Here is an 18,143-nt window from a genome sequence, read left to right as displayed (position 1 = left end):
TGTTACTGCGGCTTATTGGACGCTTCGGCGGCCTTGATCAGGTCTGGCCCGATCGCCTTCTCGAACGTCGCCCACACCGGCTTCAACCGTTCGCGCCAGGCGTTGCGCTCTTCGGGGGTGAGGGTAATGATCTCGGTGGTCTTGGCGTCGAGCACATATTGCTTGTCCTGCTGATTCAGCCGGTCCGCTTCCTGGTTCACATGGGCCGTCACCTCCACCACGATCTTGTCCAGTTCGCTGCGAATGTCCGGCGGCAGGTTGTTCCAGAAGTCGGAGGTGGTGATCAACATGTAGTCAAGTACGCCGTGGTTGGTCTCGGTGACGTACTTCTGCACTTCATGGAGTTTCTGGTCGTAGAAGTTCGAATAAGGATTCTCCGTGCCGTTGACCAGGCCCGTGCGCAAGGCTTGGTAAACCACCGAGAAAATCATCTTCTGGGCCTTGGCGCCCAATACCTTGAACTGTTCTTCCAGCACCGCTGAAACCTGCACCCGGAATATCAAGCCACGGGCATCGTCGGGGCTGCGCAAGGGCTTGTTGGCCGACAACTGCTTCATGCCGTTGTGCCAATAGGCCAAGCCGGTGACATTCTTGCTTTCCATGGACTTGAGCAACTTCTGGCCCTCGGGGCTCAGTTGAAAGCGGTCCACGGCGGCAATGTCGTCAAACAGGAACGGCAAGTCGAACAACTGCACGGTCCGGGTGTACTGCTCGAACTTCGCCAGTGACCGGGCAATGATCTGCACATCCCCCAACAGCAAGGCTTCCATCTCCTTGTCATCGCCATACAGCGTGGAATTGGGGTACACCTCGACCCGGACCTTGCCTGGCAATCGCTCCTCCACCAACTGCTTGAACAGCAGTGCGCCCTGGCCCTTGGGCGTTTGTTCGCCCACCACGTGGGAGAACTTGATGACAATCGGTTCGGCCGCCATGGCCGTGCCCAGCGCACTGATGGCCAGCATGCAGGCGAGTGTTTTGCACAGGCGTTTGAGCATTGCGAAGTTCCCTTTGCGTTGTGATGGGCGGCGCGGTGGTTCAAGAACGAGACACTGCAAGTCTAGGAGAAAAACCGTCGGCTGCCGGGCGACGCAGGGGGACCTTGAGTGGCGCCTTTTACGGCTCTTGAGCAGGGCCTTTCAATTCGATCTGGTTGCCATCCGGGTCGAGGCAGTAGATCGACGGGCCCTGGCCTTGCGCGCCGTATCGCACCTGCGCTTTCTCGGCCTCGACGCCGTTGGACGCCAGATGCGCGAGGATCGCGGCTTCATCGAAGGGCTCGATGCGCAGGCAGAAGTGGTCGACATTTCGACGCTGCTTATCGGCGGCCGGACCGCCCGGGCGCCCCAGCGGCCCTTCGACATCCACCAGATCGATCATCGAGACGCCTGTACCGAGATGGAGCATGCCAAGGTCATCTCGACGCTTCCTGAGTTCGCAGCCGAGCACCGACGTATAGAACGCCAGGCTACGCTCCATGTCCTTGACCCGCAGGACGATGTGATCGATGTGCTGAATCGTGAAGTTCCTCATGGCGGCCTCAGGGTCGTTGAATGGCAGGGCTCCTATCACCTTAGTGGAGAACAGGCAGAAACCAAGCCGTAAAGACTTGTGGGAATGGGCCATTGTGCAGACGATGGCGAGCCTGCTCGCGAAGCCATCAGCCCAACCACCCCGAACGCCTGGATGCGTACCCCATGATGAACTGGTTCAGAACCCTCACCCGTACAGATGCCATTGCAACACTGGCCTTGATCGTCTCCATCGCTTCAGCCTTCTTCACCTACCAGCAATACCGGGACAGCGTCGCCAGCCGCAAAACCCCGATCATCATCCGGGTCGGTGCCGAGCACACCAAGGTGTCCTTCTACAAACCCTATAAAGATGCCTCGGTCGTGCTCTTCAAACAGCGCTACAAGATCATCCTCACCAACAACAGCTTCAACCCCGAAAGCGTGATCGATTGGCGGATCTGGGAGCGCAGGGAAAACGGTGGGGGAGAATACCTCGGCATGAAATCCAAGCTGCTCGATTCCACAGGGGCGCCGATGAACCTGCCGTTCCTGATCGGCGCGAAAGAGAGCAAGGTGATCTTCCTGGACGTCGGCCAGAAGGTCACGCCAGGTGCCTGGGCGGCCGTCGGCCCCCATGTGAGCCTCGACAAGGAGATGGACTGGTTCGAGGCCGACCGGCTCTTTGCCGATGCCGGGTATCCGCTGTTCGGGCAACTCACCCCGGGTGAAAGCTCCAAGCACCAAGGCCTGCAGGTCGACCGCTGGCTGGCTGGCCCGGCTTACCAGGAGTTCCAGCTGAATTTCAGCAAGGCCGATGGGTATGAGGTGGCTGCGCAATTGTCATTGAATGTCAGCGATGTTTATCCACAGGGGGAGGCTGAGCGGTAGTCGCATTCGGGTAAAACAGGTGGCGAGGGCGCAGGCTCCCTCACCCCGCGGGCCTTTGTTTTCATTCAAACGCCAGGACATCAACGCCCTTGGCCTCGACCATCTGCGCAAACACCGGCAACCGCGCCACGAACGCTGTTTCAAACGCCAGGTACCGATCCTGCGCCGGCAGGTAGCGGATGTGCGGCTTGATGCGCCGGATGTCTCGGGTCGATAGTTTCAGCACCTCATGGGTGGCCTGGTTCCAGAACCACGCCAGGGTGTGTGAGCCGAAGGTGTGGGTCTGGTAGTCCCACACCCACCAGTCGCCGTGTCCGCGGCTAACGTGCAGCGTGCCGTGGAAGGTGCGCAGGGTGATGACCTGTTTGGGCTGGGTGACGAGCAGACTTGTGTCCTGGCGCAGTTCGCTGCCAAAACCGTCGAGCAACGCGTGGGTCCTGGCGCCGGTCACGACGTTGAAGCGCCACGCCAGCAGCACGGTTTCCTGGTAACCCGAGTGTTCGACATTCTGCCGCGTGCTTTCGCTGAACAGCAGAATCTCGTCGCCCCCGAGGTAGGCGGTCGCGGCGCGCAGTTTGCCGCCGTCGGCCGGCATCGGTTTGGCGGCGACGGCCTCGTGGGGCGCATCCTGGTGCCAGATCCAGCACTGCGTACCGTGGTCCTGCATGAACAGCAAGCGGCGCGGGCCGATGGGCAGGATACTCAACTCATCCGAATGCTCGAAGATGACCTGGCTGCTGTCGGCGGTGATCCGCCAGATGCGCGTCAGGTGTTCGGGCTCGTACAGCCGCTGGCGTTCGAACACTTGGCCATCGACCACCACGCAGGGTTCTTCGAACGCGGGCCATTGTGTCTGCGCAGGGCCGAAGGGCTGTACGTCTTCGCCTTCGCGACGCTCGTAGATGTAGCGGTCGTCGGCGCTGTAGGCACCCCGTTCGACCTGACGGCGCCACAGGCTGTGCTGGGTGTCGGCATCGATCAACTGCAGGTCAGCGCCGTCGACTGGGTCGGTCCGGTGTTCGAGCATGTCCTGCTCGGTGGGCGGCCATGAGTTGTAGTCGATCAGGAAGCACAGCCACTGCTCGTCGTCTTGTTCGGTAATGCCGGCCCAGCCATTGTGGTAGTTGTATTCGTGCACATAGGTGGGCCCGGGATAGTCATGGACTTCAGGCAGCCAGTTCAACGGCTTGCGTTTGGTTGGCGTGGATTTGCGCGGGGTGGCGGCGCGAGCCTGCTCGATCCGTGTCGGTGTGAAGGGCGCACGGTCCTGCCAATGCCGGGCAAACGCTTCGCGCTGTTCGGTCGGGACGATGACGGGCCGGTAGTCATCAGCACCGGCGTCGAGGTTCCACAGGTCGTAGCCGTGGCGCGCCAGCGCCGTTGCCAGGGCCTGGAAACAGACCTCGGGCATTTCGTTGGACAGTTCGTCCAGCAACGCTTCGAATGGCGCTCCGGTAAACACCGCGATGTCGGGATAGTAATGCTGGAACAACCCCAGGCATTCAGCGCCCGGCGTTTTCCAGTCGAGATGAATCAGCGGATCGAAACCGAGTTGCATCGTGCCTGCCGTCCCTATGGTTTTCAGCAGCCCTATCTTAGGCTCTGTCTGAAAAGCCTTGATACTCGTTCATGCTGCGTTGAAAACCGGCTCGTGCGCGAGTCCGATCGGAATGCTCATTTACTCCAGTAAAGTCGAGCGCGACCCCGGCCGTTCCTCGCCGGTTTTCGCCTTGCCTGACCTTCGTCTCAAGACTTTTCAAACAGAGCCTAGCCGGACAGCGAAGCAAAAAGCGCTCGCCATGGCAGGGCGTCCAGGGCGCGTTTGCTGGGGATGAAACCGCCCGGCCATCAGCCCAGCAACGCCCTCAAGCGAGGCATCGTGTTGCCAAACCCCAGCCGCTGCCCGTCCTCCCACAGGCCCTTGGGCATGGTCTCGCCGCGTAACGCTCGCCCCGCGCCGTCAATCACCTGCACATGGTGACTGACCCAGGCACACGACGAGGCCTGCGGCAGCGCGGCCATCTGTTCTGCCTGCCAGGTCGCCCGTTCAACATCGCCGGCCAGCAGGCAGGTTTCCGCCGCCGCCACGCGAAAGCGCAGGGCGTTGTGGGCCAGGCAGGCCTGGGTGAGCTGGGCTTCGCCCTTGAGCAGTGCCTGCTCGCTCAGGGGCGAGTCGTCGACGATCATCGCCAGGCTGCCGTAGACCCACGGGCCGATGTAGCGTTGCAGCTCGAAACGTTCGACCAGGCTGGCCGCGTCGATGATCAGGGCCTGTGCCCGCTCGCGATCGCCGTGGTGCAGCGCCACGCGCGCCAGGCCTTCGAGCAATATCGCTTCGAAACGGCTGGCGCCGAGGTTGCGGGCCAGTTCCAGTGCGCCGTTCAGTTGTTGCTCGGCAGCATGGGCCTGGCCGCTTGCGACCAGGCCCCAGGAGGCGGTCAGGCGGGAGAACACTTCGGCGCGGTGGTTGCCGATCTTGCGGCTGCATTCGATGGCGTCGGCGGCGTCGCGCAAGGCGGGTTCGGGTTGGCCCAGGTAAAGCTGCGCCGAGCCCCGGGCGCTGCGGTTGCTCGCTTCCACGTGGACCAGCCCATGACGTTCGCACAGGCGTACGCATTGGTCGAAGACTTCGTAGGCGGTTTGCATCCGGCCTTGTGCGTAGTAGGAATCGCCGATGCCACTCAGGGCCTTGGCTTCGCTTTCCAGGTGGCGACCGATGCGCGCATAGGACAAGGCTTCTTCGTGCAGCCGGCGGCATTCGGCGTAGTCGCCACGGGGGAAGTAGATGTTGCCGCGCAATTGATGCAACTGTGCGAGGGCGATGTGGGCGTGCAGCGTGCGGGCGATCGGCAGGGTGGCTTCGATCAGGCGTTCTTCTTCGTCCAGGCAATCCAGGGTGTTGAGGGCGGCCGCGAGGCCGAGGGCGGCGTCGATTCGGTCTTGGGGCTGTACCGCCAAGGCCAGCGCCTGCTGGAAATGCTCCCGCGCCTCGGCGGTCTGGCCGAGGCCGGCACAAGCCTGGCCGCACAACAGGGCGAACGGGAAGTGGTGGCGCGTGCGCGCGTCGAAGGCCGCGCATTGGCGGGCCAGCGCCAGGACGCTGTCGTACTGGCAGGCGAGGCGCTTTTCGTCCATGGCCGCCAGCAATGCGTCGAACGCCGCCGGGTCGTTGCCTCGTAGCAGGTGCTGGGCGTGGAGTGTCCGGTCGCGCTCGCGGTAGAGCCGTGCCACGTCGCGGTGCAGTTGTTCGCGCAGGGCGGTGGGCATGGCGTCGTAGAGGCAATGCATGACCAGGTCATGGACGAACACGAAGCTTCCCGGCTCGACCTCGCGCAACAGTCCCTGGCGCATGTCCGCCGTCGGCAGGTAAGTGGGCTGGCCCAGGGCTTCGCGCCAGAGCGTCAGTTCGAAACGGTTGCCCAGGACGGCGGCGTAGTGCAAGGCGCGGCGCTGGTCGGGGGCGAGTTTGTCGAAGCGGGTCTGGACCAGGTGCCGCAGGCTGTCGGGGAACACGCCTCCCTCACTCGACAACAGTTGTGTCAGGTACAGCGGGTTGCCCTGGGCGCGGGTGACACAGTCGGCCCGATAGCGCGGGTCGACGTCGGTGAACTGATCCGCCAGGGCGGTGGCTTCGCGGGCGCGGATCGGCGCGATGTCCAGTAGGCTCATGGGGTGGCTGGCGCCGGCGCGGATCTGGTTTTCCAGCGGGTCGCCTTCGGGGCGTGACGTCAGCAGCCAGACGATCGGCGCCTCGTCCGTGGCGTTGAGCAGCTTGGCCAGCATGGCAAACAGCGCGCTGTCGCCCCAGTGCAGGTCTTCAAGGCAGATCAGCAGGGGCTGGTGCACCGCAAGGCGCAGCACCACCTCACACATGGCCTGGAACAACCCCTGGGTGCGGGCCTGGTTGCTCATCGCCGCGTAGAGAGCGGGCGGTTCGGCCGCGCCAATGCCCGTCAACACGTGAAGAAACATCCGATGCTCGGCCGCGACTTTCAGGCGCGACAATGCCTCCTCCAACTGACCCGCGCCAACCGGCCCGAGGCCGAGCAGGCTGTGGAGCAACTGTCCCAGCGGCCAGAGGCTGTTGTTCATGCCGAAATCCAGCACATCGCCGCGGTGGCAGGCGAAGCCGCTCTGTCGGGCGATGTCGACAAACTCACTGACCAGGCGGGTCTTGCCGATGCCGGCCATTCCACGCACGTACACCACATGGCCGTCCTGGCATTCCTGGGTGGCCTCGACCACACCCTTGAACTGCAACACTTCAATCGCCCGGCCCACCAGCGGGCGGGGCGCGTTTTCGTCGAGGCTGCGCGGGCGCCGGCATTTTCGATAGGCGGGAAACACCTCGTCGGCGGCGTAGAACTCAAACCGTGAGGCCAGCTGTTCGAGCAGGTTCTGGGCGACGTACACCGGCGCATGCCCGTAGCGATCCTGCAGCGGCTGGTGGGCCAGCGAAAGCGCCTCGGTGTGCAGCTCCGGGCTTTCGGCACTCAAGCGCACCAGCCGCAGCAACAAGGCGTGCCCCGGCTTGACGAACGCCTCCCGGCTCAGCGCCAGCGCGCAGAGCAAGCCGCGCTCGCTGTCACTGCGGTACGCCTGGGGGGAACCGAACTGGGCGATCACCACGCCTTGGGTCATCCCGAGCGGGACACCGCCGAACTGGCGCACCAACCGCTCGACCTCGTCGCTCAGCCCCTGGGTATCGAGACCGAAGGACAGCTCCAGCACATATCGGATGACGGTCTCGTCGGCCTGGTTCAATGCGTGTTGCGCAAAGGCCTGGTCGTGCAGTGCGAGCACGGCCTGTTCGATATCGACCAGCGCCGCCGAGGCGGATGGCCCGAGCAGCGCGCTGACATCGACATCGAACGCCGTGGCCAGGTGACGGGCCGTGCGGTAGAGCACCGGCTTACCGGTTTCGGCGCGCTTGATCGAGGCAATGGACACGCACAGGTGTCGGTTCAGACAGGCTTCGGCCAGGGTTTCCTGGCTCAGGCCGTGCTGTTTGCGCAGGCCTTTCAACGAGGCGGCGTCCAGCATTACGCGGCCGTCCGATACGGAGGCGTCGGGCTTGGGCAGGGCTGGAAACGAGCTTTGTCTGGAGTCCATGTCGATAGCCCTGGCCGGCCCCTTCGCTTCGGGCGGCGCGCCAATGAATGCACAATCCGATGTCGATCACCGGCACTTGCGAGGTCGAGCCTGGAAAACCGTTCGAGTCTACTCCACTGCATCGCCCGCGTTAACGGAAAGATGGCAATTGGCCTGATACCGAACTGATACCGGACTGACACCGTTCTGGACTGTCCGCCGATCCCGCCCGTTCCGATACTGAGCCCCATCAATTGGCACCAATTGATACAACCTGAGTGATGGGAGAACGGCAATGAACGATGGATTGATAGGCGGCTCAAGCAACGAACCACGGGACATCGGCGGTTCGCAATTACTGGGGCGCGGCCTGAACCGGCTCGACTGGGCCGGCGAAAGCAAGGAATGCCAGAAAGTGGGCGATACCGAGTCGGGCAAACGCGCCGTGCCGTACCGGCAAACCACTTACAACGTTGGCCAGAATGTCGCCATGAGCACGGCAGTCGCCAAGGATGATCACTTCGTCGAAACCTTCACTTCCCGCGACGAATACGAAAGCCATACCCAGTCCAAGGTCCAGGGCTCCGGTAAATACGGCGCGTTTTCCGCCGGCTTCCAAGTCACCTTCGGCAGCAATATCAAACAGCTCGAAGAGCGTGACGCCGTGCTCTACAGCCACACGGTGCGCCTGTGGAAACTGAACCTGGAGCTCAACCCCGACAGCGCGACCGCGAGCTTCAAGACGCGCGTCGGTGAGCTGCCCAAGGTCTTCGATCCGCGCGATGCAAAGCCGTTTTTCGATTTCTTCGTCGATTTCGGCGCCGACATCGTCAGCGAGGTCACCGTCGGCGGCGCGCTGAACTATGCGATGACGTCTCTCAAGTCCTTCCTCAGCAAAGACAACACCCTCAGCGCCATGGTCGAGGCGGAGTACGGCACCTTTGTCAAAGGCAGCGCTTCCACCGAGATCTCCGAGTCGGTGAAGAAAAACATCGCCCATCGCGTGGCCAACCTGACCACCCAGGGCGGCACGCACGCGATCGATTTCACCCCGGAAAAGCCGAGCAACTGCAACGCGGACTTCGGCAAATGGCGTGAGTCGTTGCCCGATGATCCCCAGATCGTGGAGTTGAAGCTTTCGCCGGTGTACCTCTTCGTCAAGAAAGGCGAAGTGCGCTACGCCCTGGAACAGGCTTACCTGTGGTACACCAGCTACAAGGCGGAAATCGAAGGCTCCTGGCAGGAATCGGTGATCACGCTTGGCCATTCCGGTGGTCAAACCGCACCGCGCGGCACGGCGACAGGCCCGGCCTTGCGTGTGGTGTTCATCGATAACTACAGCAAGCAGGCCCAGGAAAACCTGCACTTCCCGCCGGCCGCGACGGCTACCCAGGCCGAGTTCGAACAGTTCTGGGATGCCCTGGCCCTGCTGCTCAAAGAGAAAAAGGGGCAGCGATTGCTGATGGTCACCGAACGCTGGCCCCGCGATGCGCGCTACTACCCCAGCAGCGCCATGCGTGAGGCGCTGCTGCTCAACGGCGCCAGCAGGGCGACACTCCAGCGCTGGGACGCCCTGACCCGCCACATGCAGCCCAACCCGATGGCCGGCCTGACCTATGTGCTGGCGGGCAATGAGCTGGAAGTGCCGGGGGTCGATGGCCTGATTGCCGGTTTTGGCCAGCCGGGCAAGGACCTCAACCCGACCGTGAAGGTCATGGCGCGCCTGTCTTACGACTCGTTCGGCAAGGCTAAGCTGGTACAAACGGAAAAGACCGAGGAAGACCCGTGCACGGTCTTGTACATCCTGCGCAACAACACCGGCGACAAACCGGCGCTGGCGACCGACCCGCAGGACAAGACCCGCATCGCCATGCAAACGCCGGACAGGCGCAACCCCGGGCAGTTCTGGTACATGCCCGAGCTGGAAAAACCCTACCCGGAAATCAACCATCCCGTGCTGCTGATCAACTACGAGACGGGCGCTTGCCTGCAAGGTCGGCACGACCAGGGCGACTGTCGGCTCAAGGCCATTGAACCGGGTCGCCAGCAGGATGACGTGATCTGGGATCGGCGCGGCGATGAAGTGTTCCACCTGTTGATGGTCTACTACTGGATGGACGCCTTGTGCCTCACCCAGGTGGAAAAACGTGCCGCCGTGCGCCCTTGGCGCGAACCCCACGGCATGGACTGGCTGCGCGAGCAGCATCGTCCGTATCGTTGATAGCGTGCAGGTTCAGCCGGTCCGTCGCTGACGGGGCGGCTGGGCGTTTTCTGTTGTCTTCTTGTATGAGTGGTCCATGACAATTCAACTCTTTAACTGCGTGCCCTTTCTCGGCGACGGTGTGGAAACGCCCCTCGACGCCCGGACATTCCCCTACCTGTTCAACGACCACGGCCTGGCGCAGCCGAGCGACCAGGTGCGCGGAGCGTTGATCACCCTCAGCCCCGAAAACCCCGACCTGCTGCTGGGTGCCCGCTATTCCGGCATCAGTTGGAAGGACCGCGAGGTGCCGACGAGCACCGGGTCCTACGTCATCAAAGCGTTCGACTTTCACGTCAAGCAAGTGCGCTATGAGCCGCTCTGGGCCACGAAGGAAACGGCACAGGCGTTCGGCATGACTTTGCTCGGAAACGGCGAATGCCTGCGGTTTGACTATGACCAGTTGATTCTTGGCCAATACACCTACGGCAAATGGGCCGGCCATCAATCGCCTTACCTCGGGCCGGCGCGCATGCGTGAGTTGCTGACCCACAACCCCACGGATCTCGAATACCACAACTTCCCCCACGCGTTTTTCTCGCGCTACGGTCGGTTGCCGTTGGTCATCAGTGTCGCCCGCTGGCGGCCCGCCGCGCGGGAAATCTACCTGGCCGACCTCTGGGTCCGCCCTGGCGACGCCCTGGTCCTGCCGCCCAAGCACTATGGCGACATTCCCCCCAGCGACGCTCGCGGCCTGGAGAACTGGCCGGTGGTGGTCGACATGCACGGCAACCGCAATTCGGCGCTGGCCTGCTGGTTCAAGGACGGCGAAGACAGCCTGCTGACGGAAACCATTCTGGCGAACTCGACGCTCATGAACTCCACAACCGGCAAACCCCACTACCACGAAGAAAAGGCCCCGACCCAGCACGAGCTGCCACCGGGCTATCGACCCTGACTCCCCACGATGCCGCGGCGAGGGCGCTTGCTCTCGCCGGGTGACGCAGCAACTCCCTCACATCTCGGGAAACTCCGCGAGGTAACACACTGGCGAACTCCCCTGCGCACGCTTCTCCACCTCATCCTCCAACCACTCGGCCAGCACCACGGCATTGTTCTCGGTGACGGACCTGGCCGCGTAAACCAGCGTCAGGAGTCCGTCCCGCGCCACATCCACCAACCGCCACCAACCTTGCGGCTGGGCGGCCAACTCCTTGCGATAAGCCACCTTGAATGCCTCGAACGAAGCCGTCCCGGCCTTGAATGCCTTGCGCAGCCCATGGGAAGGCGCCACCTCCGGGCGCCATTCATCGATCACCAACGCCTGCTTGGGACAATTGCGCGGCCACAGCCGATCAACCAGGATGCGCACGCCATCCGTGGCGCTTGCGGCTTCATAGGCGCGTTTGCACTGGATCATCTACAGCCTGCCAGTCAGAGTAGGTCCCTTCAGCATAGGCCCTGAGCCGCACGAGCGGGTGGAACCTGCCGCCTTCAAGTCTTCGCTGGCGCGGCCGCTATCTATGACGAGTTTTAACCGAGCCATCGATTGGCTGTGCAATTTCGGCAATGATGCTGGCAAAGGCACGATAAAGAGAACGTAGCGAATGGACGACGGACGATACGAAAGGCGAGTGGCCGTGGCGGGCGACGCGACGGCGTCATCCGAGCCGCAGCCGCATATCCTGCTGATCGACGATGTTCCGGAAGACATCCGCGCAACGCTCGTCCTGCTCAAGGCGCAGCCCTGGCGCATTTCCCTGGCCAGCGATGCGCACCAGGGCTATCAACGGGCGCTGGCGCTGCGTCCCGATCTGATTGTCCTGGATGTGCACATGCCGCAGATGGACGGGTTCAGCCTGTGCCGGCTTTTGCGCGAGGCCCCGGCGACCCGGCAGACGCCCATTCTGTTCCTGTCGTCGGCCAACAGCTCGTTCGAGCGGCTGGAAGGACTGACCGTGGGCGGGGTCGATTACATCCCCAAATCCTGCGCCCCCGAGGAAGTGCTCGCGCGCATCAGGATCCACCTGCAACTGACCTGGCGCGTGCCACCGCCCCGCGAAGCCAACCCGGCCGACCCGGAGCCGGAAGGCGATGAAATCGTCCTGCGTGCCGCGATGCGCTGGATTGAAGAGCACCTCGATGACATGCCTTCCCTGGTCCAGTTGGCCCACAAGGTGGGCACCCACGAGAAACGCCTCTCGCGGATTTTTCGCGAGCACCTGGGGCTGACCGTATTCGCCTACATTCGCGACGCGCGATTGCGGCGTGGCCAAGACCTGCTCGCTGAAAGCGCCATGAGCGTGCAGGACGTTGCCGAGTTGGTGGGCTTTCGCAATGCCTGCAACTTCACCACGGCCTTTCGCCAGCGAATCGGCATGACCCCCAGCCAGTTTCGCGAGCAAACCCAGGGCCGTGCCGATGCCGAGTCGGCCGGGCGCGCCTGATGCGGCTGCTACAGTGCCTATGGCTGGCGATCGGGTTGTTATCCACAGGCTTGCTCTACGCGGCGCCTGTGGATATCTGCCAGGCTGACCACCTGGACCTGATGCCCACCGTGCAACTGTTCGAAGACGCCCCGGCACAGTTAAGCTTGGACGACGTCGCCCAACTGCCCGACGCCCGTTTCAGCCCCGTCACTCCGCGCTGGCCAACCCAAGGCTACAGCCGCTCTGCCTACTGGCTGAAATGGCAGTTCACCAACTCAAGCGCTGTGGCGTGTTCGCGCCTGCTGGTGATCGGGGCGCCGCGCCTGGAGGACATTCGCGTCTACCTGCCGGGGCGTGATGCCCACGGTGGCAGCGCTTATCCCTTGGCCGAATGGCCTCAGCCAGCGGCGCGCCAACCGGCGTTTGCGGTGTCGCTGGCGGCAGGGCAGAGCGTCACGGTGTTCGTCCGCGTGACCAGTCACTTCCAGATGTTGCTGGAGCCGGAGCTGTGGTCCGAACCGGCGTTGTTGCGCAGTCAGCAACAGACGTACCTCAGTGACGGACTCACCCTCGGCATTGTCCTGCTGGTCGTCCCGTTCGGTTTCATCGTCGGTTGGATCCTGCGCTCGCGACTGCTCACCGTGAACGCAGGGGCGGTCCTGAGCTACATCCTGCTCACCTGCATCCTCAATGGCTACCTGATCTACTGGCCGGCGGCGCTCGGCTGGACACGGGAGCTGCTCACCGGCGTCAGCGCAATCTCGTTCGTCCTGTTCCTCGCCTACATGCGGGTGCTGTTGCAGGTTGCCCGGCTGCCCAACGTCATTGCCTGGAGCTATTGGCTGCCGCTGTTGGGCTGTGTGCTCGGTCGACTCTGGTGGTTGATGGTCGATCCGGTCCAGGGCGCGGAACTCGTGCAGGTGTCCCTGTTGAGTTTCTACGGCGTGCTGCTCGCCACGTTGTTCATGGCCTGGCGTGCACGGCTGAGCTACAGCTGGATGGCCTGGCTGGTGCCGGGGCTCTTGTTCGCCCAACTGTTGATGCGCCTGTTCTTTCCCCAGGAGTACTTGCCCTGGCAGTCGCCGCAAAGCAAATACAGCCTGTCGTCGACCCTGCCGGGCGTGGCGTTGCTGGTGTGCACCTTGATCATGGAGGTCAGCCGCGGCCGGCACCGGGAAAAGCACGCCCTGGCCACCCTCGAACAACAGCGCCAGGCCGAGCACGAACGCCTGGAAAGCACCGTGGCGTTGCGCACGGTGCAGTTGCGCGAATCGCTGGCGGCCCGCAGTGCCTTGATGGCTCGTATCAGCCACGATTTGCGCTCGCCGCTGGTGCGCATCATCGACTACGCGCGCCTGTTGCAGGGCGGGGTCCATCGCGACTACCCGACCAACATCGAGCGCAATGCCCGCCAGCAACTGGAACTGATCGACGAGATGCTCGAGTTCTCCCGGGGGGAAATGGAGCAGATGCAACTGGTTCTGGCGCCGGGTTATCTGTATGGCTTCCTCAACGAGATCGCAGACGAGGCGGGCTTTCTCGCCGCGCGCCAGGGCAATACGTTCGAAGCCGTGTTGGCCGATGACCTGCCGCCGCTGGTCGAGGCCGATTTCAAACGGCTGCGGCAGGTCCTCATGAACCTGTTGGCCAACGCCGCGAAATTCACCCACAACGGCCGTATCCGTTTCGAGGTGAGCGCGGCTGCGGGGGCGAGCGCCGACGGCGTGGAGCTGCGCTTGAGCGTGATCGACACCGGCGTCGGCGTCGATCCACACGAATTCGAACAACTGCTGCAACCGTTCCGCCGGGGCCGCAATGCGCAACGCTACGAAGGCAGCGGGTTGGGCTTGTCCATCGTCACGCAACTGCTGAAGCGCATGGACAGCCGGCTGGAACTGCACGCCACCGGGCAGGGCGGTAGCCACTTCAGTTTTCAGCTGCCGTTGAAATACGCCCAGGAACAGGACCTGGAAAACGGCATCGTCGACAACCATGTCGCACCGCTGGATGGCCAGGGCCTGCATGTGTTGCTGGTGGACGATGTCGAGCAGAACAGCGAATGGCTGTATGACCTGTTGGCCGGCTACGGGTTTGACGTGAGCATCGCGACCCAGGGTGAAGAGGCCCTGGCCTGCCTGGCCGAGCAGCCGTTGGATCTGCTGATCAGCGACCAGATGATGCCCGGCATGGACGGCTGGCAACTGTTGCAACGGGTGCGCGAGCGATGGGCCGATCTTCCGGTGATGCTCTATTCGGCGGTGCCGCCACGCAGACCGCAGGATTACCCACAGGACCTGGCCTTCGACGCGGTACTGCTCAAGCCCGCTGACAGTCGCGAGTTGCTGGCGTGCGTCAAGGCGCTGGCCTGCCCAGACACCGTGTATCGCGCGACGGCTCGGGAGCGATAACGTGGCGGGTTCGGATTATCGACTGCTCTTGCTCGCAGGTTTCTCGGTGTTGCCTTGGGCGTGGGCCACGGCTGCGCCCGCCGTGTCGACCCACACACTGGAACTCGACGAAACCACCGTGACGGCTCGCCGCCGCGAGGAAGACCCGCAACACGTGCCCATCCCGATCAACGTCCTCTACGGCGAGCAACTGGACGAAGCCGGCCTGCACCGCCTGCAAGACATCCAACAACTAGTGCCCGGCCTGGTGGTCTCCGGTCACGACGCCCGTTTTGCTGGCTTCGGCCTGCGCGGGTTCGGCGCGACGGCCTACAACGATGGCCTGGAAGGCAGCGTCGGCACCTACGTCGATGGCGTCTACCTGGCGCGTCAGGGCATGGCCTTCACCGAGTTGATGGACATCGAGCGCATCGAAGTGCTGCGCGGGCCCCAGGGCACCTTGTTCGGCAAGAACACCACCGCGGGCGCGCTGAACATCGTCACCCGCCAGCCGACCTTCCAGCCCGAAGCCAACCTTGAAGCCAGCTACGGCGAGCGCGGCCTGCGGGAGTCTCGCGGGACGATTTCCGGGCCGTTGCAGGACGACGTACTGGCGGGGCGATTGAATATCTTCCACAGCACCACCGAGGGCACCGTGAAAAACCTGCAAGACGGCGCGCGCCTTGGCGATGCCGACAGCCAGGGCCTGCGCGGGCAATTGCTGTGGACGCCGACCACCGACTTCAGCGCGCGCCTCATCGCCGACTATGCCGAGCAAAACGAAGCCGGCAACGTCCTGCTGGTCAATCACTACAGCCAGCAGACCCGCAAGCGCGCCCAGTTCCTCGGCTATCCATTGTCGGAGCCCGACCCTTACAAGCGCGAGGCACGCATCGACGCGCCGGGCCGTCCGCAAACCCTGCAGAACGGCGTTTCACTGGAATTGAACTGGGACCTGGACGAGGCCATGCGCCTGACCAGCATCACCGCCTACCGAGACTGGGATTACCGCGCAACGCGTGACGGCGACAGCACCGCGCTGTCGGTGGCCCAATCCGAGACCGAGCTGGGCCAGCGCCAGTTCAGCCAGGAGTGGCGCTTGTCCGGCACGGCCGGCTCGTCCATCGACTATGTCGCCGGGCTCTACTATCTGCGCCAGCACCTGGATCGGGACATCGATGTTCAATTCGGCCAGGACGCCGCGCCCTGGTTCGTCGGCGACCAACTGGAATCCTTGCAGAAACTCTATGGCATCACCTTCACCGATCCGAAGCAGGTGCCGGCGCTGCTGCTGGACGGCGCCCGGCAACGCTATGACGGAGAACAGAAGGGCGACAGCCGCGCCATTTTCGGCCAGCTATCCTGGCGTCCGATCGACCCGCTGGAACTCACCGGCGGCCTGCGCTACAGCCACGAGCGCAAGGACGGCTGGGTCTCGCGCGACGTCAGCAACCTGGCCCCGCTGACGGGGTTGCCACCGGTGTTCCAGGCCGGAGGGCAGTTGCTGCGCGACATCGCCCTGGGTGAGGGTTACTACCGCCAGGATTCGATCGAAGAGCACAACGTCTCCAGCCTGCTCAGCGCCAGCTACCGCTTCAGCGAGGCGGTGATGGGCTACGTCAGTTGGTCGCGGGGCTACAAGGCTGGCGGCATCAACTTCGACGTGGTCGGCCCGTTCACCGCGCCGACCTTCGAGCCGGAGCGCGCCACGTCCATGGAACTGGGCTTGAAGACGCGGTTCTGGGAGGAGCGTGCGTTGCTCGATCTCGCGCTCTACCAGACCGACGTCGACAACTACCAGGCGCTCACCTACAGCCCGCCCACCTCCCTGTTCGCGCCGCCGCTGCGGGACAACCTGATCAACGTCGGCAAGGTGCGCCTGCGCGGGGTCGAGCTGGACTCGGCCTGGCAACTGACGCCCCGACTCACCGGGCGCCTGGGCCTGGCCTGGAGCGACGCACGCTACCGCAGCTTCCCCAACGCACCGTGCCCGCCGGCCTCGGGCCAGTGGACCTGCGACCTCAGCGGCGAGCGTCTCTACAACGCGCCGGAATGGACCCTCAGCAGCGGCCTGGACCACAGCCATCCGCTGTCGAACGGGCTGGAGGTCTACAGCGGCATCGACTACAGCTTGCGCACCGGTTACTACGGCACCCTCGAAGGCGGCGAGGGCAGCTATCAACCCAGCTACGGCCTCATCAACCTGCGCCTGGGCCTGCGCAGCCAGGACCGTGGGTGGGAAGTGGAAGGCTGGGTGCGCAACGTCTTCGACCGTCAGTACATCACCGCGGTCTATTCACTGCTCGGCGCCGGCGACTACGGCGTCATGACCGGCAGCGAAAGAACCCTCGGTACCACCGTCAGGCTTCGCTATTGAGGGGAATGAAGCGCGTTGGACAAAACGCCAGGCGATTACCGCCGGCCTTTTTCGACAGGTACATCGCCTGGTCCGCCTTGCTGATCAGCGCATCGATTTCCTGACCGTGCTCGGGGAAAAACGCCACGCCGATGCTGGCGGCGATTTCCACCGTCTGCGCGCCGATCAGGATGGGGGCGTTGGCCGCTTGCAGCATGCGCTTGAGCAACGGCTCGCTGTCTTCCACCGCCTGTAGCCCGACCAGCCCGGCGACAAACTCATCGCCACCGAGCCGCGCCAGCGTGTCGCTCTCGCGCAGGGTCGCGTTGATCCGCGCCGCGACAATCTGCAACACCCGGTCGCCCCAGTCATGGCCGTAACTGTCGTTCAGGGCCTTGAAGCCGTCGAGGTCGATAAAGGCGATGGCCACCTTTTGCTGGTGCGCCCGCGCCTTGCCCAACGCCTGGCGCATCCGCTCGGCCAACAGCAACCGATTGGGCAGTTGCGTGAGCGCGTCATACCGGGCGTCGCGCTCCAGCAACTGGAGGCGCTGCTTGATCTGCGTCATGTCACTGAACAACGCCACGTAATGCTGAACATTGCCGTACCGATCATGCACGGCACTGATGCTGATGCGCGACGTCATCTCACGGCCGTCCTTGTGGCTGCTCTGGATTTCGCCGGACCAATGCCCGTGGAAATCCAGTGCGTTCTTCATCGGCGCGTAAAACGTCAGCAGCCGCCGCACCATGGGGTGGGCATTCAGCGCCCGACCCTGCACCTCGTCTTGCCCGTAACCGGTGAGGCGGGTGAACGCCTCGTTCACGGCAATGACTCGGCCGAATGGGTCCACCAGAATGGCTCCTTCGCGCGCGTGGCTGAACACGGTCGCAGCCAGCTCCGGGCAAATGGCCCCGGCCGACCTGTCCGCGGCGCCCTCGTCACGGGCCACCGGCCACCGTTCGGAATCGAAGCCCAGCCGCGTCAGGTAACCGGCCATGAACGAAAACGTTCGATGCAGGCGGATCAGCACCGCGGTGGCGAGCCTGGAGTGACGGATGAAGGTGTGTAGGTTCATGGTGGCGGGCAAGGGGTGTGCAAGCGAAGCGGGGATTATCGAAGGGCGCAAGACGCGAGGACTTTGCTGGAGCGGATGAAAGCTTTGCGGGAGGGGAAATATTGAAGTTTTTTTGCCGGCTGAGTGGGGGATTGGCGATCGGTTGTTCGGGAAGGGGAGGAGGTTGCCCGAGACCGAAAGGAAAACCCAATCCCCGTGGC

General features: G+C 63.6%; 12 protein-coding genes. 6 read left to right on the top strand and 6 right to left on the bottom strand.

Annotated features, from left to right (window positions below; translation table 11 throughout):
• Positions 1-2 precede the first annotated feature (2 nt).
• Both V3H56_RS22430 and V3H56_RS22425 read right to left on the bottom strand, forming a co-directional pair.
• On the bottom strand, positions 3-998 hold the full coding sequence (locus V3H56_RS22430; RefSeq protein ID WP_042730229.1) for a TRAP transporter substrate-binding protein: 996 nt from the start codon (positions 996-998) through the stop codon (positions 3-5).
• A gap of 118 nt (positions 999-1,116) precedes the next feature.
• Positions 1,117-1,533 (bottom strand): VOC family protein, encoded by a 417-nt coding sequence (locus V3H56_RS22425; RefSeq protein ID WP_042730228.1) that lies wholly within the window; start codon positions 1,531-1,533, stop codon positions 1,117-1,119.
• A gap of 164 nt (positions 1,534-1,697) precedes the next feature.
• Between V3H56_RS22425 and V3H56_RS22420 the strand changes: the two genes are divergently transcribed.
• Positions 1,698-2,402: a hypothetical protein gene (locus V3H56_RS22420; RefSeq protein WP_338473880.1), complete on the top strand. Its 705-nt coding sequence runs from the start codon at positions 1,698-1,700 to the stop codon at positions 2,400-2,402.
• A gap of 61 nt (positions 2,403-2,463) precedes the next feature.
• Here the strand turns inward: V3H56_RS22420 and V3H56_RS22415 are convergent, their stop codons facing one another.
• Both V3H56_RS22415 and V3H56_RS22410 read right to left on the bottom strand, forming a co-directional pair.
• Positions 2,464-3,960: a hypothetical protein gene (locus tag V3H56_RS22415; protein WP_338473879.1), complete on the bottom strand. Its 1,497-nt coding sequence runs from the start codon at positions 3,958-3,960 to the stop codon at positions 2,464-2,466.
• Positions 3,961-4,250: 290 nt separating this feature from the next.
• Positions 4,251-7,514: an AAA family ATPase gene (locus V3H56_RS22410; RefSeq protein WP_338473878.1), complete on the bottom strand. Its 3,264-nt coding sequence runs from the start codon at positions 7,512-7,514 to the stop codon at positions 4,251-4,253.
• A 274-nt stretch (positions 7,515-7,788) separates the two neighbouring features.
• Between V3H56_RS22410 and V3H56_RS22405 the strand changes: the two genes are divergently transcribed.
• Both V3H56_RS22405 and V3H56_RS22400 read left to right on the top strand, forming a co-directional pair.
• Positions 7,789-9,714: an MAC/perforin domain-containing protein gene (locus tag V3H56_RS22405; RefSeq protein ID WP_047736861.1), complete on the top strand. Its 1,926-nt coding sequence runs from the start codon at positions 7,789-7,791 to the stop codon at positions 9,712-9,714.
• 76 nt (positions 9,715-9,790) lie between these two features.
• Complete coding sequence (locus tag V3H56_RS22400; RefSeq protein WP_259697672.1) at positions 9,791-10,651, top strand: hypothetical protein; 861 nt, start codon at positions 9,791-9,793, stop codon at positions 10,649-10,651.
• 57 nt (positions 10,652-10,708) lie between these two features.
• Here the strand turns inward: V3H56_RS22400 and V3H56_RS22395 are convergent, their stop codons facing one another.
• The gene (locus tag V3H56_RS22395; protein WP_338473877.1) at positions 10,709-11,113 is read right to left on the bottom strand and encodes a DUF488 family protein; all 405 of its coding nucleotides are present in this window, start codon (positions 11,111-11,113) and stop codon (positions 10,709-10,711) included.
• 187 nt (positions 11,114-11,300) lie between these two features.
• Between V3H56_RS22395 and V3H56_RS22390 the strand changes: the two genes are divergently transcribed.
• From V3H56_RS22390 to V3H56_RS22380, 3 genes are read left to right on the top strand one after another with little or no spacing between them, the layout of a single operon-like run.
• Entirely contained in the window at positions 11,301-12,140 is an 840-nt protein-coding gene (locus tag V3H56_RS22390; RefSeq protein WP_185057708.1) for a DNA-binding response regulator, read from the top strand.
• Complete coding sequence (locus tag V3H56_RS22385; protein ID WP_338473876.1) at positions 12,140-14,530, top strand: 7TM-DISM domain-containing protein; 2,391 nt, start codon at positions 12,140-12,142, stop codon at positions 14,528-14,530. Before V3H56_RS22390 ends, V3H56_RS22385 begins: the two co-directional genes overlap by 1 nt.
• 1 nt (position 14,531) lies before the next feature.
• Positions 14,532-16,886, top strand: coding sequence for a TonB-dependent receptor (locus tag V3H56_RS22380; RefSeq protein ID WP_338473875.1), 2,355 nt, complete (start codon positions 14,532-14,534; stop codon positions 16,884-16,886).
• Here V3H56_RS22380 and V3H56_RS22375 read toward each other — a convergent pair.
• Positions 16,870-17,943, bottom strand: coding sequence for a sensor domain-containing diguanylate cyclase (locus V3H56_RS22375; protein ID WP_338473874.1), 1,074 nt, complete (start codon positions 17,941-17,943; stop codon positions 16,870-16,872). The genes V3H56_RS22380 and V3H56_RS22375 overlap by 17 nt on opposite strands.
• Between the last annotated feature and the right edge of the window lie 200 nt (positions 17,944-18,143).

Origin of the sequence: Pseudomonas sp. MS646 (assembly GCF_036693845.1) — a bacterium.
Lineage (GTDB): Bacteria > Pseudomonadota > Gammaproteobacteria > Pseudomonadales > Pseudomonadaceae > Aquipseudomonas > Aquipseudomonas chlororaphis_E.
This window is presented reverse-complemented; position numbering and strand designations above follow the sequence as displayed.

Excerpts from the sequence above, each read along its gene's own strand:
- V3H56_RS22430 (WP_042730229.1), bottom strand. The coding sequence starts at position 998 with ATGCTCAAACGCCTGTGCAAAACACTCGCCTGCATGCTGGCCATCAGT.
- V3H56_RS22425 (WP_042730228.1), bottom strand. The coding sequence starts at position 1,533 with ATGAGGAACTTCACGATTCAGCACATCGATCACATCGTCCTGCGGGTC.
- V3H56_RS22420 (WP_338473880.1), top strand. The coding sequence starts at position 1,698 with ATGATGAACTGGTTCAGAACCCTCACCCGTACAGATGCCATTGCAACA.
- V3H56_RS22415 (WP_338473879.1), bottom strand. The coding sequence starts at position 3,960 with ATGCAACTCGGTTTCGATCCGCTGATTCATCTCGACTGGAAAACGCCG.
- V3H56_RS22410 (WP_338473878.1), bottom strand. The coding sequence starts at position 7,514 with ATGGACTCCAGACAAAGCTCGTTTCCAGCCCTGCCCAAGCCCGACGCC.
- V3H56_RS22405 (WP_047736861.1), top strand. The coding sequence starts at position 7,789 with ATGAACGATGGATTGATAGGCGGCTCAAGCAACGAACCACGGGACATC.
- V3H56_RS22400 (WP_259697672.1), top strand. The coding sequence starts at position 9,791 with ATGACAATTCAACTCTTTAACTGCGTGCCCTTTCTCGGCGACGGTGTG.
- V3H56_RS22395 (WP_338473877.1), bottom strand. The coding sequence starts at position 11,113 with ATGATCCAGTGCAAACGCGCCTATGAAGCCGCAAGCGCCACGGATGGC.
- V3H56_RS22390 (WP_185057708.1), top strand. The coding sequence starts at position 11,301 with ATGGACGACGGACGATACGAAAGGCGAGTGGCCGTGGCGGGCGACGCG.
- V3H56_RS22385 (WP_338473876.1), top strand. The coding sequence starts at position 12,140 with ATGCGGCTGCTACAGTGCCTATGGCTGGCGATCGGGTTGTTATCCACA.
- V3H56_RS22375 (WP_338473874.1), bottom strand. The coding sequence starts at position 17,943 with ATGAACCTACACACCTTCATCCGTCACTCCAGGCTCGCCACCGCGGTG.